9 protein-coding genes are annotated in these 15,584 nt (G+C 55.3%); 3 read left to right on the forward strand and 6 right to left on the reverse strand.

Annotation, left to right across the window (positions count from 1 at the left end; genetic code table 11):
- Positions 1-114: 114 nt before the first annotated feature.
- The 4 genes from rpsG to rpoB form a co-directional block, all read right to left on the reverse strand.
- Complete coding sequence (gene rpsG, locus BN348_RS11050; RefSeq protein ID WP_040198066.1) at positions 115-585, reverse strand: 30S ribosomal protein S7; 471 nt, start codon at positions 583-585, stop codon at positions 115-117.
- 135 nt (positions 586-720) lie between these two features.
- Positions 721-1,146: a 30S ribosomal protein S12 gene (rpsL, locus tag BN348_RS11055; protein ID WP_040198067.1), complete on the reverse strand. Its 426-nt coding sequence runs from the start codon at positions 1,144-1,146 to the stop codon at positions 721-723.
- Positions 1,147-1,753: 607 nt separating this feature from the next.
- The gene (gene rpoC, locus BN348_RS11060; RefSeq protein ID WP_052446897.1) at positions 1,754-5,350 is read right to left on the reverse strand and encodes a DNA-directed RNA polymerase subunit beta'; all 3,597 of its coding nucleotides are present in this window, start codon (positions 5,348-5,350) and stop codon (positions 1,754-1,756) included.
- A 231-nt stretch (positions 5,351-5,581) separates the two neighbouring features.
- Entirely contained in the window at positions 5,582-9,334 is a 3,753-nt protein-coding gene (gene rpoB / locus BN348_RS11065; protein ID WP_040198069.1) for a DNA-directed RNA polymerase subunit beta, read from the reverse strand.
- 717 nt (positions 9,335-10,051) lie between these two features.
- On the opposite strand from rpoB, the gene BN348_RS11070 reads away from it, so the two are divergent.
- The 3 genes from BN348_RS11070 (at position 10,052) to BN348_RS11080 (ending at position 13,171) form a co-directional block, all read left to right on the forward strand.
- Complete coding sequence (locus tag BN348_RS11070; protein ID WP_082020946.1) at positions 10,052-11,218, forward strand: glycosyltransferase family 4 protein; 1,167 nt, start codon at positions 10,052-10,054, stop codon at positions 11,216-11,218.
- On the forward strand, positions 11,202-12,269 hold the full coding sequence (locus BN348_RS11075) for a lysylphosphatidylglycerol synthase transmembrane domain-containing protein (RefSeq protein ID WP_052446898.1): 1,068 nt from the start codon (positions 11,202-11,204) through the stop codon (positions 12,267-12,269). Before BN348_RS11070 ends, BN348_RS11075 begins: the two co-directional genes overlap by 17 nt.
- A gap of 113 nt (positions 12,270-12,382) precedes the next feature.
- Positions 12,383-13,171 carry an amidohydrolase family protein gene (locus BN348_RS11080; protein WP_040198070.1) on the forward strand — a complete coding sequence of 263 codons (789 nt, stop codon included), beginning with the start codon at positions 12,383-12,385 and terminating at the stop codon, positions 13,169-13,171.
- A gap of 163 nt (positions 13,172-13,334) precedes the next feature.
- On the opposite strand, the gene BN348_RS11085 is transcribed toward BN348_RS11080, so the two are convergent.
- Both BN348_RS11085 and BN348_RS11090 read right to left on the reverse strand, forming a co-directional pair.
- Positions 13,335-14,348, reverse strand: coding sequence for a hypothetical protein (locus BN348_RS11085; protein ID WP_040198071.1), 1,014 nt, complete (start codon positions 14,346-14,348; stop codon positions 13,335-13,337).
- Complete coding sequence (locus BN348_RS11090) at positions 14,338-14,850, reverse strand: RNA polymerase sigma factor (protein ID WP_040198072.1); 513 nt, start codon at positions 14,848-14,850, stop codon at positions 14,338-14,340. Before BN348_RS11090 ends, BN348_RS11085 begins: the two co-directional genes overlap by 11 nt.
- Between the last annotated feature and the right edge of the window lie 734 nt (positions 14,851-15,584).

Here is a 15,584-nt window from a genome sequence, read left to right on the forward strand (position 1 = left end):
GCTCGAAAGCCATTTTGTATATAGCCTGCCCAGATGTCAGAAAAAAAATCCAGAACTTTTCCCTGACCGGGCCAAAGAAAACATTCCGCCGCACTTAAGCGGCATAAACGGATACTACCATCTGTAATGTGCAAAAGCCTTGTTGGCTTCTGCCATCTTGTGGGTGTCTTCACGTTTCTTGACAGCACCACCGGCACCGTTTATCGCGTCGAGAATTTCATTGGCAAGTCTTTCTTTCATCGTTCTTTCGGAACGAGCTCTGGAATATGCGGTGATCCATCTGAGTCCCAGCGTCTGTCTGCGGTCCGGACGAACCTCCATCGGCACCTGGTAGTTTGCGCCGCCGACACGGCGGGCCTTGACTTCCAGCTCCGGCATGATGTTGTCCATCGCAGCCTGGAACACTTCCAGCGGATCTTTCCCTGTCTTTTCTTTTACGATATCGAATGCACCATATACAATCTTCTGAGCGACACCCTTCTTACCGTCATACATAATGTTGTTGACAAGTCTGGTGACCAGCTTGGAATTGTATAAAGGATCCGGCAAAACATCGCGCTTTGCAATACGACCTCTTCTTGGCACTTCGCTTCCCTCCTTCATAGAATGATATCATCGGTACTCGAAAGCATCAAAAACTCCCGTTCGCGCCCTGACAGTACGTATCGTTCGATATCGCCTCAGGGAACAAACTGATTTTATATCAACAGGAGCGCTTGATTATTTCGATGCACCAGCCTTCGGACGTTTCGCGCCGTATTTCGAACGGGCCTGTTTCCTGTTGGCAACGCCCTGGGTATCGAGCGTACCGCGGATGATGTGGTAACGCACACCAGGCAGGTCCTTAACACGTCCGCCACGGATCAGAACAACACTATGTTCCTGCAGGTTGTGACCGATACCCGGAATGTAAGAGGAAACCTCCATTCCATTGGACAGTCTAACCCTGGCAACCTTACGAAGTGCAGAGTTCGGTTTTTTCGGGGTCTGGGTTCTGATAGCAGTGCAGACACCGCGTTTCTGCGGAGAACTCTTATCCGTCATGGCTTTTCTTTTGGAGTTGTAACCCTTCTGAAGAGCCGGAGCGGTGGATTTTTTCTCCATGACCTCTCTGCCTTTGCGTACTAACTGGTTAAAGGTTGGCATATCGCACCTCCTCACTGAAATTGAATAAATTTATGTTTAAGGGATTTTCCCTGAAACAGCATCGTGATTGGCGGGACACTTTCCCGCGGGATTCGCCGCTTTGTCAAACGGCTGTAAACCTTATCTCCAAACAACCTTTAAAATAAAAGCCGTTTGGCTTCAAAAAGCGCATGGAGATTCATTCGCCAAGCGGCACTTGGCCTGTATGGCCTGCCTTTTCATAAGGATGGTCAATGACGGCGGCAGGTAAGGCCTCCAAAGGGTTTCGCCGAAGCGGGGCAAGCCGGCTATGCGGATTATTCCCCATAAAAGCAGGCGGCGCATTTACTGTGCTAAGGCCGAAACGCGCAGCGCATGCCCCAGCGAATGCGAGCCTCTTTGGAATCCCCCTCCGTCCTTCCTGAAACTTCACGGTTTCCGGAAGACAGAGGGGGAGCCTATCATTTCTATCAGACATCCGTTTGTTCGCAGACACTCTGCTATCGATTTTTTCTGCAAACCTTTGCGATTATGCGGATCGAAAATCTCTCATCGATTCCACCCTGCTTCGTCAAAGAACGGCGCAGCCGATTGCCCCACCGCAGGCGGGACTTTTTTTATTATAGCATTACGCTTCGAGATTTGTCAATATTTCTTCCTGTCTCGAGTCAAAATCATTATTATAAACAGATAAATTGGCATTTGATGCCGCATTCCCGGCAACCTGAACATCTACATCCTTGGCCATACCGGTTCCGGCAGGCACCAGCTTGCCGATGATGACATTTTCCTTGAGTCCCAGCAGCGGGTCAACCTTGCCCTTGATGGCGGCTTCGGTCAGCACGCGGGTCGTCTCCTGGAAGGATGCGGCGGACAGGAAGCTGTCGGTCGCAAGCGACGCCTTGGTGATACCCAGCAGGATCGGGATGTAGGTCGCGGTCCTCAGCGTGAGTTCACCCTCGTCGATGCGCTTCTGAAGCTGGGCGTTCTTCGCGAGCAGCTCGCTCTTCTCGGCGACGGCGCCCGGCAGGAATCCGGTGTCGCCCGGCTCGTCGATGCGGACCTTCTTCATCATCTGGCGCACGATGACCTCGATGTGCTTGTCGTTGATGTCAACACCCTGCATCCGGTAAACGCGCTGTACCTCCTGAATCAGGTAATCCTGAACGGCAAGCGCGCCCTTGACGGCCAGCACGTCGTGCGGATTGACCGAACCCTCGGTCAGGATGTCGCCGGCCTCGACACGGTCGCCGTCCTGTACCCGCAGGCGGGAGCCGAACGGGATCAGGTAGCTCTTCTCATCGCCGGTTTCCCTGTTGGTGATGACCGCATGGCGGTTCTTCTTGATCTCCTGCATGCTGACCTCACCGGAAATTTCACTGATGATCGCCAGATGCTTCGGCTTGCGGGCCTCGAACAGCTCCTCGACACGCGGAAGACCCTGTGTGATGTCCTCCGCCGATGCGATACCGCCGGTATGGAAGGTACGCATGGTCAGCTGGGTGCCCGGCTCGCCGATCGACTGCGCCGCGATGATGCCGACCGCCTCGCCCGAGGAGATCTCCTTGCCGTTTGCAAGGTTGGAGCCGTAGCACTTCGCGCAGACGCCGTGCTTCGCATGGCAGTTGAGGATCGAGCGGATTTTGATCTTCTGGACGCCCGCCTCGATGAGCTTCTTCGCGTCGGCGTCGTCCATCATCTTGTCCTTCGATACGAGCACTTCACCGGTCTTCTCGTCGACATAGTCCTCGACAAGATAGCGGCCCTGCAGGCGTTCGGTCAGCGGCTCGATCATCTCGTTGCCGTCCTTGATGTCGCAGACAATCAGTCCCTCGGTGGTTCCGCAGTCGCGCTCGCGGATGATGACCTCCTGTGAAACGTCGACAAGACGCCTGGTCAGGTAGCCGGAGTCCGCCGTTCTCAGCGCCGTATCGGCAAGGCCTTTGCGCGCGCCGCGGGACGAGATGAAGTACTCCAGGATGTTGAGGCCCTCACGGTAGTTCGCGCGGATCGGGATCTCAATCGTCGTACCGGAGGTGTTCGCGATCAGTCCGCGCATGCCGGCGAGCTGCCTGATCTGGTTGATGGAACCACGCGCGCCGGAATCCGCCATCATGAAGATCGGATTGTACCGGTCCAGATTGGCCTGCAGCGCCTTGGTGACCTGCTCGGTCGTATCGGCCCAGGTGGACAGCACGCGGCTGTAGCGCTCGTCGTTCGAGATGAGACCGCGTTTATATAATTTTGTAACTTTATCGATGTTGTTCTCCGCCTGCTGCAGAAGTTCCTTCTTCTGCGGCGGGATCACCGCGTCGCAGACCGCGACGGTGATGGCGCCCCTGGTGGAGTATTTGAAGCCCTGTGCCTTGACCTTGTCAAGCACTTCGGCGGTGGTCGCCGTGCCGTGAATCTTGATGCAGCGGTCGATGATCTGGCCGAGCTGCTTTTTGCCGACCAGGAACGAGATTTCGAGGTCGAATAGGTTATCCGAGTTGGAACGGTCGACATAGCCGAGGTCCTGCGGGATCGGGTCGTTGAAGATCAGTCTGCCGACCGTCGCGTCGATGACCTTGGTGATCTCCTTGTCGCCGATCTTCTTGGACAGGCGCACCTTGATCGGGGCATGCAGGCCGACCGCGCCTTCCTGATAGGCCATCAGCGCCTCGTCGATGTCGCGGAACACCTTGCCTTCGCCCGGCTCGCCCTCCTTGACCAGCGTCAGGTAGTAGGAGCCCAGCACCATATCCTGTGTCGGGACCGCAACCGGACGGCCGTCGGACGGCTTCAGCAGGTTGTTCGCCGCGAGCATCAGGAACCTCGCTTCGGCCTGCGCTTCGGCGGAGAGCGGCACGTGGACCGCCATCTGGTCGCCGTCAAAGTCGGCGTTGTACGCGGTACAGACCAGCGGATGCAGCTTCAGCGCGCGGCCTTCGACCAGCACCGGCTCAAACGCCTGGATGCCGAGCCTGTGCAGCGTCGGCGCACGGTTCAGAAGCACCGGATGGTCCTTGATGACCGTTTCAAGCGCGTCCCAGACCTCGTTCTTCGCGCGCTCGACCATCTTGCGCGCGCTCTTGATGTTGTTTGCGATGCCCTTCTCGACCAGCCGCTTCATGACGAACGGCTTGAACAGCTCGAGCGCCATCTCCTTCGGCAGGCCGCACTGGTACATCTTAAGCTCCGGGCCGACGACGATAACGCTACGGCCGGAGTAGTCGACACGTTTTCCGAGCAGGTTCTGACGGAAACGTCCCTGTTTGCCCTTGAGCATATCCGAAAGGGATTTGAGCGGGCGGTTGTTGGGGCCTGTGACCGGACGGCCGCGGCGGCCGTTGTCGATCAGCGCGTCGACCGCTTCCTGCAGCATCCGCTTCTCGTTGCGCACGATGATATCCGGCGCGCCGAGCTCCAGAAGGCGTTTCAGGCGGTTGTTGCGGTTGATGACCCTTCTATATAAATCGTTGAGATCGCTGGTTGCGAACCTGCCGCCGTCGAGCTGGACCATCGGGCGGATATCCGGCGGGATGACCGGCACCACGTCCAAAATCATCCATTCCGGCTTGTTGCCGGAGGAACGGAACGCTTCGACGACCTCGAGCCGTTTCAGGATGCGCACGCGCTTCTGGCCGCCGGAATCCTCCAGCTCGGCCTTCAGCTGCACGCTGAGTTCCTCGAGATCGAGGTCCTGCAGCAGCTCCTTGACCGCCTGCGCGCCCATGTCGGCGCGGAATTCGTTCTCATATTTGTCCCGCATGTCGCGGTATTCCTTCTCGGTCAGCAGCTGCTTCTTTTCAAGCGGCGTGTTGCCCGGATCGATGACCACATAGGATGCGAAGTACAGGATCTTCTCCAGAAGTCTCGGGGACATATCCAGAATCAGGCCCATCCGCGAAGGGATGCCCTTGAAGTACCAGATATGCGAAACCGGCGCGGCCAGCTCGATATGGCCCATCCGCTCGCGGCGGACCTTCGCGCGGGTGACCTCTACGCCGCATCGGTCGCAGATTTTACCTTTATAACGCAAACGCTTGTACTTTCCGCAGTGACATTCCCAGTCCTTCTGCGGACCAAAGATACGCTCACAGAAAAGGCCGTCGCGTTCGGGCTTCAGGGTGCGGTAGTTGATGGTTTCCGGTTTTTTTACCTCTCCATAGGACCATCCCCGAATCTGCTCGGGGGAGGCCAGCCCTATTTTAATCGACTCAAAAACATTAAATTCCATAATGCGACCCCTTTCTCACTTATGTTCGCCCTTGCGGGCTTCTATCGGATCCGCCGAAGGCCGGCGGTATGTTTCTTCTCCGGCTGCCGCCGGGCGGCAGGGTTCACCGCTCATGCGGCTGTATCCGCCGTTTCAAGGCGGTATATGCCCGGACTGTGCGGCGCGCTCCCATTCTGAAAGCCCCGCACGGCCCGGACTGTCATTCTTTTGGATTGATGTCCCGATGCTGCCGGCTTATTCGTCCTTCAGGTTCTCGAACAGAGCGTCCGGGATGTCAAGGATCTCCTCGGCATCCTCCACAAGGGCGATGTCCTCCGGCTCTGCGATATGGTCAAGCACATCGAGGTCCTCTTCGCTCGGCTCGTCGATGCCGAAGCCGTCGAAGTCGTCCTCCTCCTCGACATGCGGTTCCTCCAGCAGGTCGTCGAGGTCGTCGCTCGGCACGATCGCCAGATCGTCGTCGTCGTCGAAGGTCTGCTTGAGGTCGATCTCCTCGTCGTCCTTGTCAAGCACCTTGACGTCGAGTCCCAACGACTGCAGCTCCTTGATCAGGACCTTGAAGGATTCCGGCACGCCCGGTTTCGGGACGTTCTGGCCCTTGACAATCGCCTCGTAGGTCTTGACGCGTCCGACGATGTCGTCGGACTTGACGGTCAGGATCTCCTGCAGCGTGTAGGCCGCGCCGTACGCTTCGAGCGCCCACACCTCCATCTCACCGAAACGCTGTCCGCCGAACTGCGCTTTACCGCCGAGCGGCTGCTGCGTGACCAGCGAATACGGGCCGGTGGAACGGGCATGGATTTTATCGTCAACCAGATGGTGAAGCTTTAAGAAGTACATGTAGCCGACTGTGACCGGGTTGTCAAACGCCTCTCCGGTGCGTCCGTCGTAGAGCACGGTCTTGCCGTCCTCGCGCAGTCCGGCTTCCTTCAGGCACTCGCGGATGTCGCCCTCGTGCGCGCCGTCGAAGACCGGGGTCATAACCTTCCAGCCGAGTTCAGCCGCTGCGCGGCCCAGATGGACCTCCAGCACCTGGCCGATGTTCATACGGGACGGTACGCCCAGCGGGTTCAGCACGATGTCCAGCGGACGGCCGTCCGGCAGGAACGGCATATCCTCCTGCGGCAGGATTCTCGAAACGACGCCCTTGTTGCCGTGGCGTCCGGCCATCTTGTCGCCGACCGAGATCTTTCTCTTCTGTGCGATGTAGCAACGCACAACCATGTTGACGCCCGGGCTCAGCTCGTCGCAGTTGTCACGGGTGAACACGTTGACGTCCACAATGATGCCGTATTCGCCGTGCGGCACCTTCAAAGAGGTGTCGCGGACCTCGCGGGCCTTCTCGCCGAAGATCGCCCGGAGCAGGCGTTCCTCCGCGGTCAGCTCGGTTTCGCCCTTCGGCGTGACCTTGCCGACCAGGATATCCCCGGCGCGCACCTCCGCGCCGACCCGGATGATGCCGCGCTCGTCGAGATCCTTGAGCGCGTCCTCGCCGACGTTCGGAATATCGCGGGTGATCTCCTCGGGGCCGAGCTTGGTGTCGCGGGCTTCGATTTCGTATTCCTCAATGTGGATCGAGGTGAACACGTCGTCCCGGACAAGCTTTTCATTTAACAGAACCGCGTCCTCATAGTTGTAACCCTCCCAGGTCATGAAACCGATCAGCGCGTTTTTGCCCAGGCTGATTTCGCCGTTGCTGGTCGCCGGGCCGTCCGCGATGACCTGACCGACCTCGACGCGCTCGCCCTTGTCGACGACCGGCCGCTGGTTGATACAGGTTCCCTGGTTGGAACGCAGGAATTTGATGATGTTGTAGCGTTTGATCTCGCCGTTATCCTTGCGGATATCGATGTGGTCCGCCGAAACCTTCTCGACGACGCCGGCATCCTTCGAGACGACCGCGACGCCCGAGTCGACGGCGGCCTTGTATTCCATGCCGGTTCCGACAATCGGGGATTCGGTTTTGAGCAGCGGCACCGCCTGTCTCTGCATGTTTGAGCCCATCAGCGCGCGGTTCGCGTCGTCGTTCTCGAGGAACGGGATCATCGCTGTCGCGACCGACACGACCATCTTCGGCGAGACGTCCATGAAGTCGACCTTCTCGCGCTCCACCTCGAGGATTTCGTCGCGGAAGCGGCCGGTGACCCTGGCGTTTGCGAAGCATCCGTTCTCGTCGATCGGCTCGTTCGCCTGCGCGACGACATAATTGTCCTCGACGTCGGCGGTCATGTAGACGACCTCGTCGGTGATGACGCCGCTGAGTTTGTCCACCCGGCGGTACGGCGCCTCGATGAAGCCGTACTGGTTGATTCTCGCGAAGCTCGCAAGGTACGAGATGAGTCCGATGTTCGGTCCTTCCGGGGTCTCAATCGGGCACATGCGGCCGTAATGGCTGTAGTGCACGTCGCGGACCTCGAATCCCGCGCGGTCCCTGGAAAGTCCGCCCGGGCCCAGCGCCGAGAGACGGCGCTTATGCGTCAGCTCCGCGAGCGGATTGGTCTGGTCCATGAACTGGGAGAGCGGCGAGGAGCCGAAGAACTCCTTGATCGACGCGACAACCGGCCGGATGTTGATCAGGCTCTGCGGCGTGATGACGTCCATATCCTGCGCCTGCAGGTTCATGCGCTCGCGGATCACGCGGTCCATCCTCGAAAAGCCGATGCGGAACTGGTTCTGCAGCAGCTCTCCGACACTGCGGATGCGGCGGTTGCCCAAATGGTCGATGTCGTCGGTGGTGCCGACGTCGTGTCCCAGGTTGGTGACATAGTTGATCGTGGCAAAGATGTCATCTATGATGATGTGGCGCGGAATCAGCTCGTCGATCTGCGCTTTGATCGCCTCTTTGAGCTGCTCCTCGCTTTCATTGTTCTCCATGATTTCCCGCAGAACCGCAAAGCGGACCTTCTCGTTGACGCCGAGCTCCTCACAGTCGAAGCCCACAAAGTCGCTGATGTCGACCATGCCGTTCGAGATGACCTTGACAAGATGCTCCTCGACGTTCAGGAATACGGTGTCCACGCCGGCGCGCTCGATCTCCACGGCCTTTTCACGGGTCAGGATTTCGCCCTTCTCGGCCATCAGCTCGCCGGTCAGCGGGTTGATGACGGCTTCGGCCAGCTCTCTTCCCGCGATGCGCAGGCCGATTGCCAGCTTCTTGTTGTATTTGTAACGTCCGACGCGCGACATGTCGTAGCGCCTGGCGTCAAAGAACAGGTTGTCGATGTGCGTCTGCGCGCTCTCCACCGTCGGCGGCTCGCCCGGGCGCAGCTTGCGGTACACCTCCAGAAGCGCCTCCTCGGTGTTCTTGGTGGAGTCCTTCTGGATGGTCGCGAGCATCCGCTCATCCTCGCCGAAGAAGTCGGTGATCTGCGCGTCGGAAGAAAGGCCCAGCGCACGGATAAAGGTGGTCACCGGGATCTTGCGGTTCTTGTCGATACGGACATAGAACACGTCGTTCGAATCGGTCTCATACTCGAGCCACGCGCCGCGGTTCGGGATGACCGTGGTCGTAAACAGCTTTTTGCCGGCCTTGTCGTAGTTCATGCCGTAATAGACGCCCGGCGAACGGACCAGCTGCGAGACGATGACGCGTTCCGCGCCGTTGATGATAAAGGTTCCGGACTCGGTCATCAGCGGGAAATCCCCCATGAAGATCTCCTGTTCCTTGACCTCTCCGGTCTCCTTGTTCAGCAGGCGCGCCTTGACGCGAAGCGGAGCTGCATAGGTGACATCGCGTTCCTTACATTCCTCTACACTGTATTTTGGCGTATCATCCAGGCGGTAGTCGACAAAATCCAGCACCAGGTTGCCGGTATGGTCCGTGATGGATGAGACGTCATGGAAAACTTCCTTGAGTCCCTGGGTTAAGAACCAGTTGTATGAGTTTTTCTGTACCTCAATCAGATTTGGCATGTCCAAAACCTCATTGATCCTGGAAAAGCTCATCCGGACGTTCTTGCCAAGCTGTACCGGTTTCACATTCACCATCTTTTCTTCACTCCATTCATCTATTTGCATCAATGGCTGTCGTTGGATTCCCCGCAGGGGTCGGCACGCGGCGCCAGAGGAAGGAAACAGCACCTGTTTTTTTCTTCGGCGCGCGGCTTTTAAAAACGCATCTTCCTTTATAGAAAGGGAAAAATTCCTGCATCCTTCCCGCTTGCGGGCAATATACATAGAACCTGGATGCGCTTTTTATATTTTTTTGTATTTTGCTATTGATATTGTCGGATTCGTGTGCTATAATAATATAAACAAAGGTCACAAAGACCCATTTTGATACATTGTACTATTATACAATGTTTTTGTTTTATTGTCAAGATAATTTTCTTATTTTATCGAATATTTTCATATTTTTGCGGAACATCAAAATCCTGTTCAATCTCATGATTGACAGGATTTTCTTATTTTATATCCATTTTATCCTCTTATTCCCAATATTATTTCGGATGTTAAATTATCCGCCTGTAAAAATTAATAAATAATCCTAGTTTCGCCGCAGACAATGATCTATAATATAGCTTGGTGTAGTATCAAGATGCGGAATCCGCCCTCTACAGGCGGGATACCCCGGGCTGTCCGCTGCGCATGGGTGGTTCCTAGGTGCGCACAGCGGTGGTCCCGATTTCCGCATCCGGATACCGATGCTTCCGAAACAGACGGCGAACCCGAACAAAATATTGAAAGTTGATGGAGGCGTAATACATGCGTGTCAGTATCAATATGCTCTCCAAGGCGGATATGACAAAAGGCCACGGCGTGCTGTCCGCTTACGAGGAGCAGGTAGGACTGGTTAAAAACAAGCTTCAGGATAAATACTCGATCTATGAAGACAAAATGATGTTTGCAAACATCACCCATTACCATACATTGAATCTGGAATACTTCCTGTCCATCCCGTTTGTGAGCTTTTCGGGCGCGACGGTCGGCTATGTCCACTTCACGCCGGAAACGGTCGAGCGCAGCCTCAAGCTGCCCAAACTCTTCCGCAAGGCCTTCTACGGCTACATGATTGAATTCTACAAGCAGATGGATTTCCTCGTCACGGTGAATCCCTATTTCATCGGCATCCTGGAAAAGTACGGTATTCCGCGCGAGAAGGTCACCTACATTCCGAATTTTGTGTCGGATGAGGCGTTCTTCCCGCTCGAACACGAACAGAAAAGGCTGATCCGGATGCAGTACGGTATCCCGGAGGACAAATTCGTCGTCATGTGCGCCGGACAGCTGCAGACCCGCAAGGGCGTCTTCGATTTTGTCGAGATTGCAAAGCGTATGCCGGATGTGCAGTTCATCTGGGCCGGCGGTTTTTCGTTCGGCAAGATGAGCGAGGGCTATAAGGAAATCCAGGCCATCTATGACAACCCGCCCGCGAACCTCAAGTTTCTGGGCATTGTGGACCGCGACTACATGAACGACCTGTACAACATGTCCGATGTGATGTTCCTGCCGTCGTTTGAGGAGCTGTTCCCGATGACGGTGCTCGAGGCGATGAACTGCCGCACACCGATCCTGCTGCGGGATCTGGACATCTACCCGGATATCCTGTTCGACTTCTATCTGAAGGGAGAGGACAACGACGCGTTCGCCGCGCTGCTCTCCAGGCTGCGGGATGATCCGGAATTCTACGAAAAGGCCTGCCAGATGGCCTACAACGGTCATCTCTTCTATTCAGAGGAAAACGTATCCAAGATGTGGGACGACTTTTACGCCAAGGTTTACGACTATGTGGAAAAGTGCGACATGCTGCCCAAGCATCCGAAGGAAAAGAAGTGCCGCAGCCACTCAATGAAGAAACACGGCAAGAAGGTCACGCCGAAGATTAAATTGAAATCGAAGAAAGGATACGCCCGCTTTGAAGAAAAAAAGTAATATTCTCAATTTTGTCGTCTGCGGGCTGGCGCTCATCGCGCTGCTGGTCTATATGATCTGCGTGGACGGACTCGACAACCTGCTCAAGGTCGCGGGGATGATTCAGCCGCTCTGGATCCTTCTGGGACTGCTGTGCATGGTGATCTACTGGGCACTGGAAGCCGGCATCCTGCACATGTTTATCGGCAAGCTGGACCGCAAGGTCAAATTCGGGGAGACGCTGCGCGTCTCGATGATCGGCCAGCTGTTCAACTGCGTCACGCCGTTTGCAAGCGGCGGCCAGCCAATCCAGGCATACTACCTGACCAAGTACGGTATGAACCTCGGCGGCGCCATCACAGCGCTGCTGTCCAAATTTATCGTCTATCAGTCGGTGCTGACGCTGTTTTCGGCGGTGGTGCTGATCTTTAAATTCAATTCGTTTAACAGCGAAATTTCAGGCTTCAAGTTTTTGACGCTGATCGGCTTTATCGTCAATCTTGCCGTCATCCTGTTTCTGATCTCCATCGCGTTCTTTGAAAAGACGCTCAAAAAGGCGTCGCGCGGGATTGTGCGGTTCCTTGGCAAAATCCACATCCTCAAGAACCCCGATAAAACGATCAAGCACATCTTCAAGGACATCGAGGAATTCCACGACGGTATGAAGTTTATGGGCAGGAACGTCAAGACGCTGGTCTTTTCGGCGCTGCTGTCTCTGGTCCAGCTGACCGTGTTCTTCTCGGTCGCCTATGTGGTGTACCGCAGCTTCGGCCTGCATGATCCGAGCGCCGATATGTTCAGCCTGATCAGCGCGCAGGCCTTTGTGCTGATGATCTCCTCGTTTATGCCGCTGCCCGGCGCGGTCGGCGCGGCGGAGGGAAGCTTCTTCCTGTTCTTCAGCATCTTCTTCCCGTCCAACGTGATCAACTTCGGCATCCTGGTCTGGCGGCTTCTGACCTTCTACCTGCCGATCGTGGTCGGCATGCTGTTCATGAGCTCCAACCGGCGCGACCTGATCGCACCGCCGGAGGTCGATCTTCTGGAAGATGCCGGCGGCCCCCCGGCGGCCTGATGCCAGGTTCTGTTTTATAAATCAGCGGAACATCCGTTTTACTGCGGACGGAAAAACATCACACGGCGGAGGACAGCCCCCGCCTCTATGTAAAAGGAGTCGATAGCACTGCCATGGTAATCGATTTTCACACACACATCTTTGCCGACAACATTGCAAAACGCGCGATCCCGACCATCGAAGAGAAGGGCAGCATCAAAGCGGTGCTCGACGGCACCAAGCCCCGGCTGTTAGCATCTATGGAGGAGGCCGGCATCGACAAAAGCGTCGTGCTGCCGATCGCCACCAAGCCGGGACAAACCCGAACGATCAACGAGTGGGCCGCAAGGGAGCAGGACGACAAAACGATCTTCTTCGGCACGCTGCATCCGGACAATGAGGATTATAAGGAGCACATCCGGTTCATCGCCGAGCAGGGCTTCAAAGGCGTCAAGCTGCATCCGGATTATCAGGATTTCTTTGTCGACGACGAGCGCATGTATCCGATCTACTATGAAATCCTGTCGGCCGGTCTGATGCTCATGTTCCACGCCGGCCTGGACGTCGGATACAACCCGCCGTACCACTGTGTGCCGAAACGGCTGCGCACCGTGCTGGACACCATGCAGGGCGGCGTGATCATCGCGGCACATCTGGGCGGCCAGTCGATGTGGCATGAGGTCGAAAAATATCTGGTCGGCCGAAATGTCTACTTTGACACCTCGATGGGCCTGTGCTTCTACCCTGTCGAACAGTTTGAACGGATTGTCAACAATCACAACGCCAAGATGATCCTGTTCGGCACCGACAGCCCCTGGGACAATCAGGCCGAGGAACTCCAGCGCATGCGGGAAACCGGACTCACCCCCGAACAGTTGGACTGCATCCTTTATAAAAATGCCGAACGGCTCCTGAGCCTTTAGCTGTTCACAGTATAAAAGACAAGCGAACTGCCGTCTCTTTAAGGAGAAACGGTGGTTCGCTTGTCTTTGTATCTAGGGGGTTTTGACTCTGCGTCTGCACAAGGCAGTTCAGAGGATTGGCGGGCTTATGGTGTGTTGTCCGCAGGGACAGCGACCGCAAAGATTATGGAAACTCAACAGTGGTTCCAAACACATTTACTGAGACTACATCTTGGGGATTGATGGTCTCCAACCCCTGGATGTCGATGCTTCGGCTGTCCTCATACGTGTACAATCCTACATAGCCTGCTCCGCTGTCCAGTTTACACGGGATGGAACGGCCGTCTGACAGCTGTACGGTGATTTCCCCTTGCACAGGGATGTTTCCCTCCTTCACTCTGACTATGACGAATGCGGGCATGACCGCGACGCGTGTCACCACACCACACTTTGTCGTCAAATCAAGCTCTTTCTCCAGCACTTCTGATTTTGGGTCATACTGGAAGGAAACCTCGCAGAACGGCTCCGGCTGTATAGGCTCTGTTTGATCCGTCTGAGCTTGGTCCGGTGTGCTTGTCTGGGATTCCCTGCTGGCCTTCAGGGTAAAGCTTGAGCCGATCGGAGATGCAGGCAGGTCATCCGGGTGCGCCATGTCGAGCGCATAGCACAGGAACACCGCCGTTCCCGCCTCCCAGTCCATCGTCATCAGCTCTATGGCTGTGCCTCTTCCACTTACATTGCGTCCCGATTGATCCGAATATAAGTTGAAAGAAATCCCACCCAAGTAACTGCGCATCTCTTCTTCAGATCGGAACCCTCCGTCCTTCTGGATACTGTAGGTTACAAATGCCGCATCGCTTGAGAAACAGGAATCCAGCACCGTCATGGTAAAGTCCCCCACCTTCGACTGCTGGCGGACCGGCATCAGGAAATGGGCAAACTTCTCACTGAAGACCGCGATGATATCATTGACCGCGGGTATCGTTGCGCCCAGCGCGGTAATCGGAACCGCGATGCTCAGCAGCACCGCCGCCGCGATCAGAATTGGCCGGTACGCCCTGCGCCTGCGTTCCCTGATGGGTACGCAGGGCTTTTCATCCTGCTCACAGGCCTTTAGAATCTGTCTTTTCAGATCGTCATGAACGGCAACCGTTTTGAGTGCATGGTCAAGCTGCCGCTTCATCTCATTATTCTCCATAGTACCAACCTCCCAGTCTTTCTCTCAGCGCTTTTCGCGCGCGTTTCATGCGGACAGAGATGGTGGACACCGGGGCATCCAGGATATCTGCAATCTCCCTGACGCAGAAGCCCTGATAGTAGTACAGCAGGACGACCTCCCGATGTTTCGGAGACAGTGACATGATGGCCCGCAGCAGGGTGTCGTCGCCGGACGGCTCCTCCTGCCCAGGAAGAACGGCTTCCTCCAAGGGAAGCTCCTCCCGCTGCTTCTTCATGGAGCCGCGCAGCATATTCTTGCACACATTGCAGGCGATGCTGGTCAGCCAGGTCTTTTCGCTGCTTTCCCTTTTAAAATGACCGTATCCGCGGTAAGCGCGCAGAAAGGTTTCCTGCAGCGCATCCTCGGCCAGCTGCAAATCCTTCAGGTACAGATAGCAGACCCTCAGCAGGATATCCCCATAGGCGTCCATCAGCCTTTCCATCTCTGCCGCGCCAATTTGAAGTTCTTGTTCGATGATCATCGCCTCCCTTCATCTTATTGGACACATCACAACCCCATAATGTTTCATCTTCTCTGATTTTTCTTCAAACTATCCGATGTTTTTTCCTGTACCCGAATCCGGACGCGGGTGTGCAGCGATCAGTACGCATGAAATCTGACAGAACGCGGCGGCATTGGCTCCGGAATGGCACAAAAAGCGCCCTCTTGGTAAGGATGTTGAGGAGCAGAAGGCAAACCTGGCATAAGGTGAAAGAAAAACAGACGGAAAATTCCGTCTGTTTTTCTTTCTGTTTTTAATATCATACAGTAATTGACATTACGCTGACAAGAAATTTTTTTCGTGGAGCGAACAAAGGCAGCTACGATTACACGCTCGACTTTGTAAAAAATCGACGGGTAAACGGATATGCCAGAGACACCCGGAGTTGAAAATTTGCCTTTGAAACCGGTAAAACGCCCTGAGAAACGTCTGAATCCAAAAGATCGTTATTTGTCATAATCGTTTTTATTTTTTTATGCTTATAAATTAAATAGGGCAGAATAAGAATTCTGCATAATACAAATAGAATTGCATAAAGAATTTTAAAGGGAAATACAATAAATCTAAATTTATGCAGATAAGCATATTTTCATTCCATCAAAATAACATGAGTCCATTTACCGCACCCTTCACATAAATCCAAATCCTTAGAAATAATGAATTTTTGTGGTGGATCGTTTGTTCCGTTCAATTCGTTCCAGCATTTTAAGCAA

This window comes from Candidatus Soleaferrea massiliensis AP7 (assembly GCF_000820765.1).
GTDB lineage: Bacteria > Bacillota > Clostridia > Oscillospirales > Ruminococcaceae > Soleaferrea > Soleaferrea massiliensis.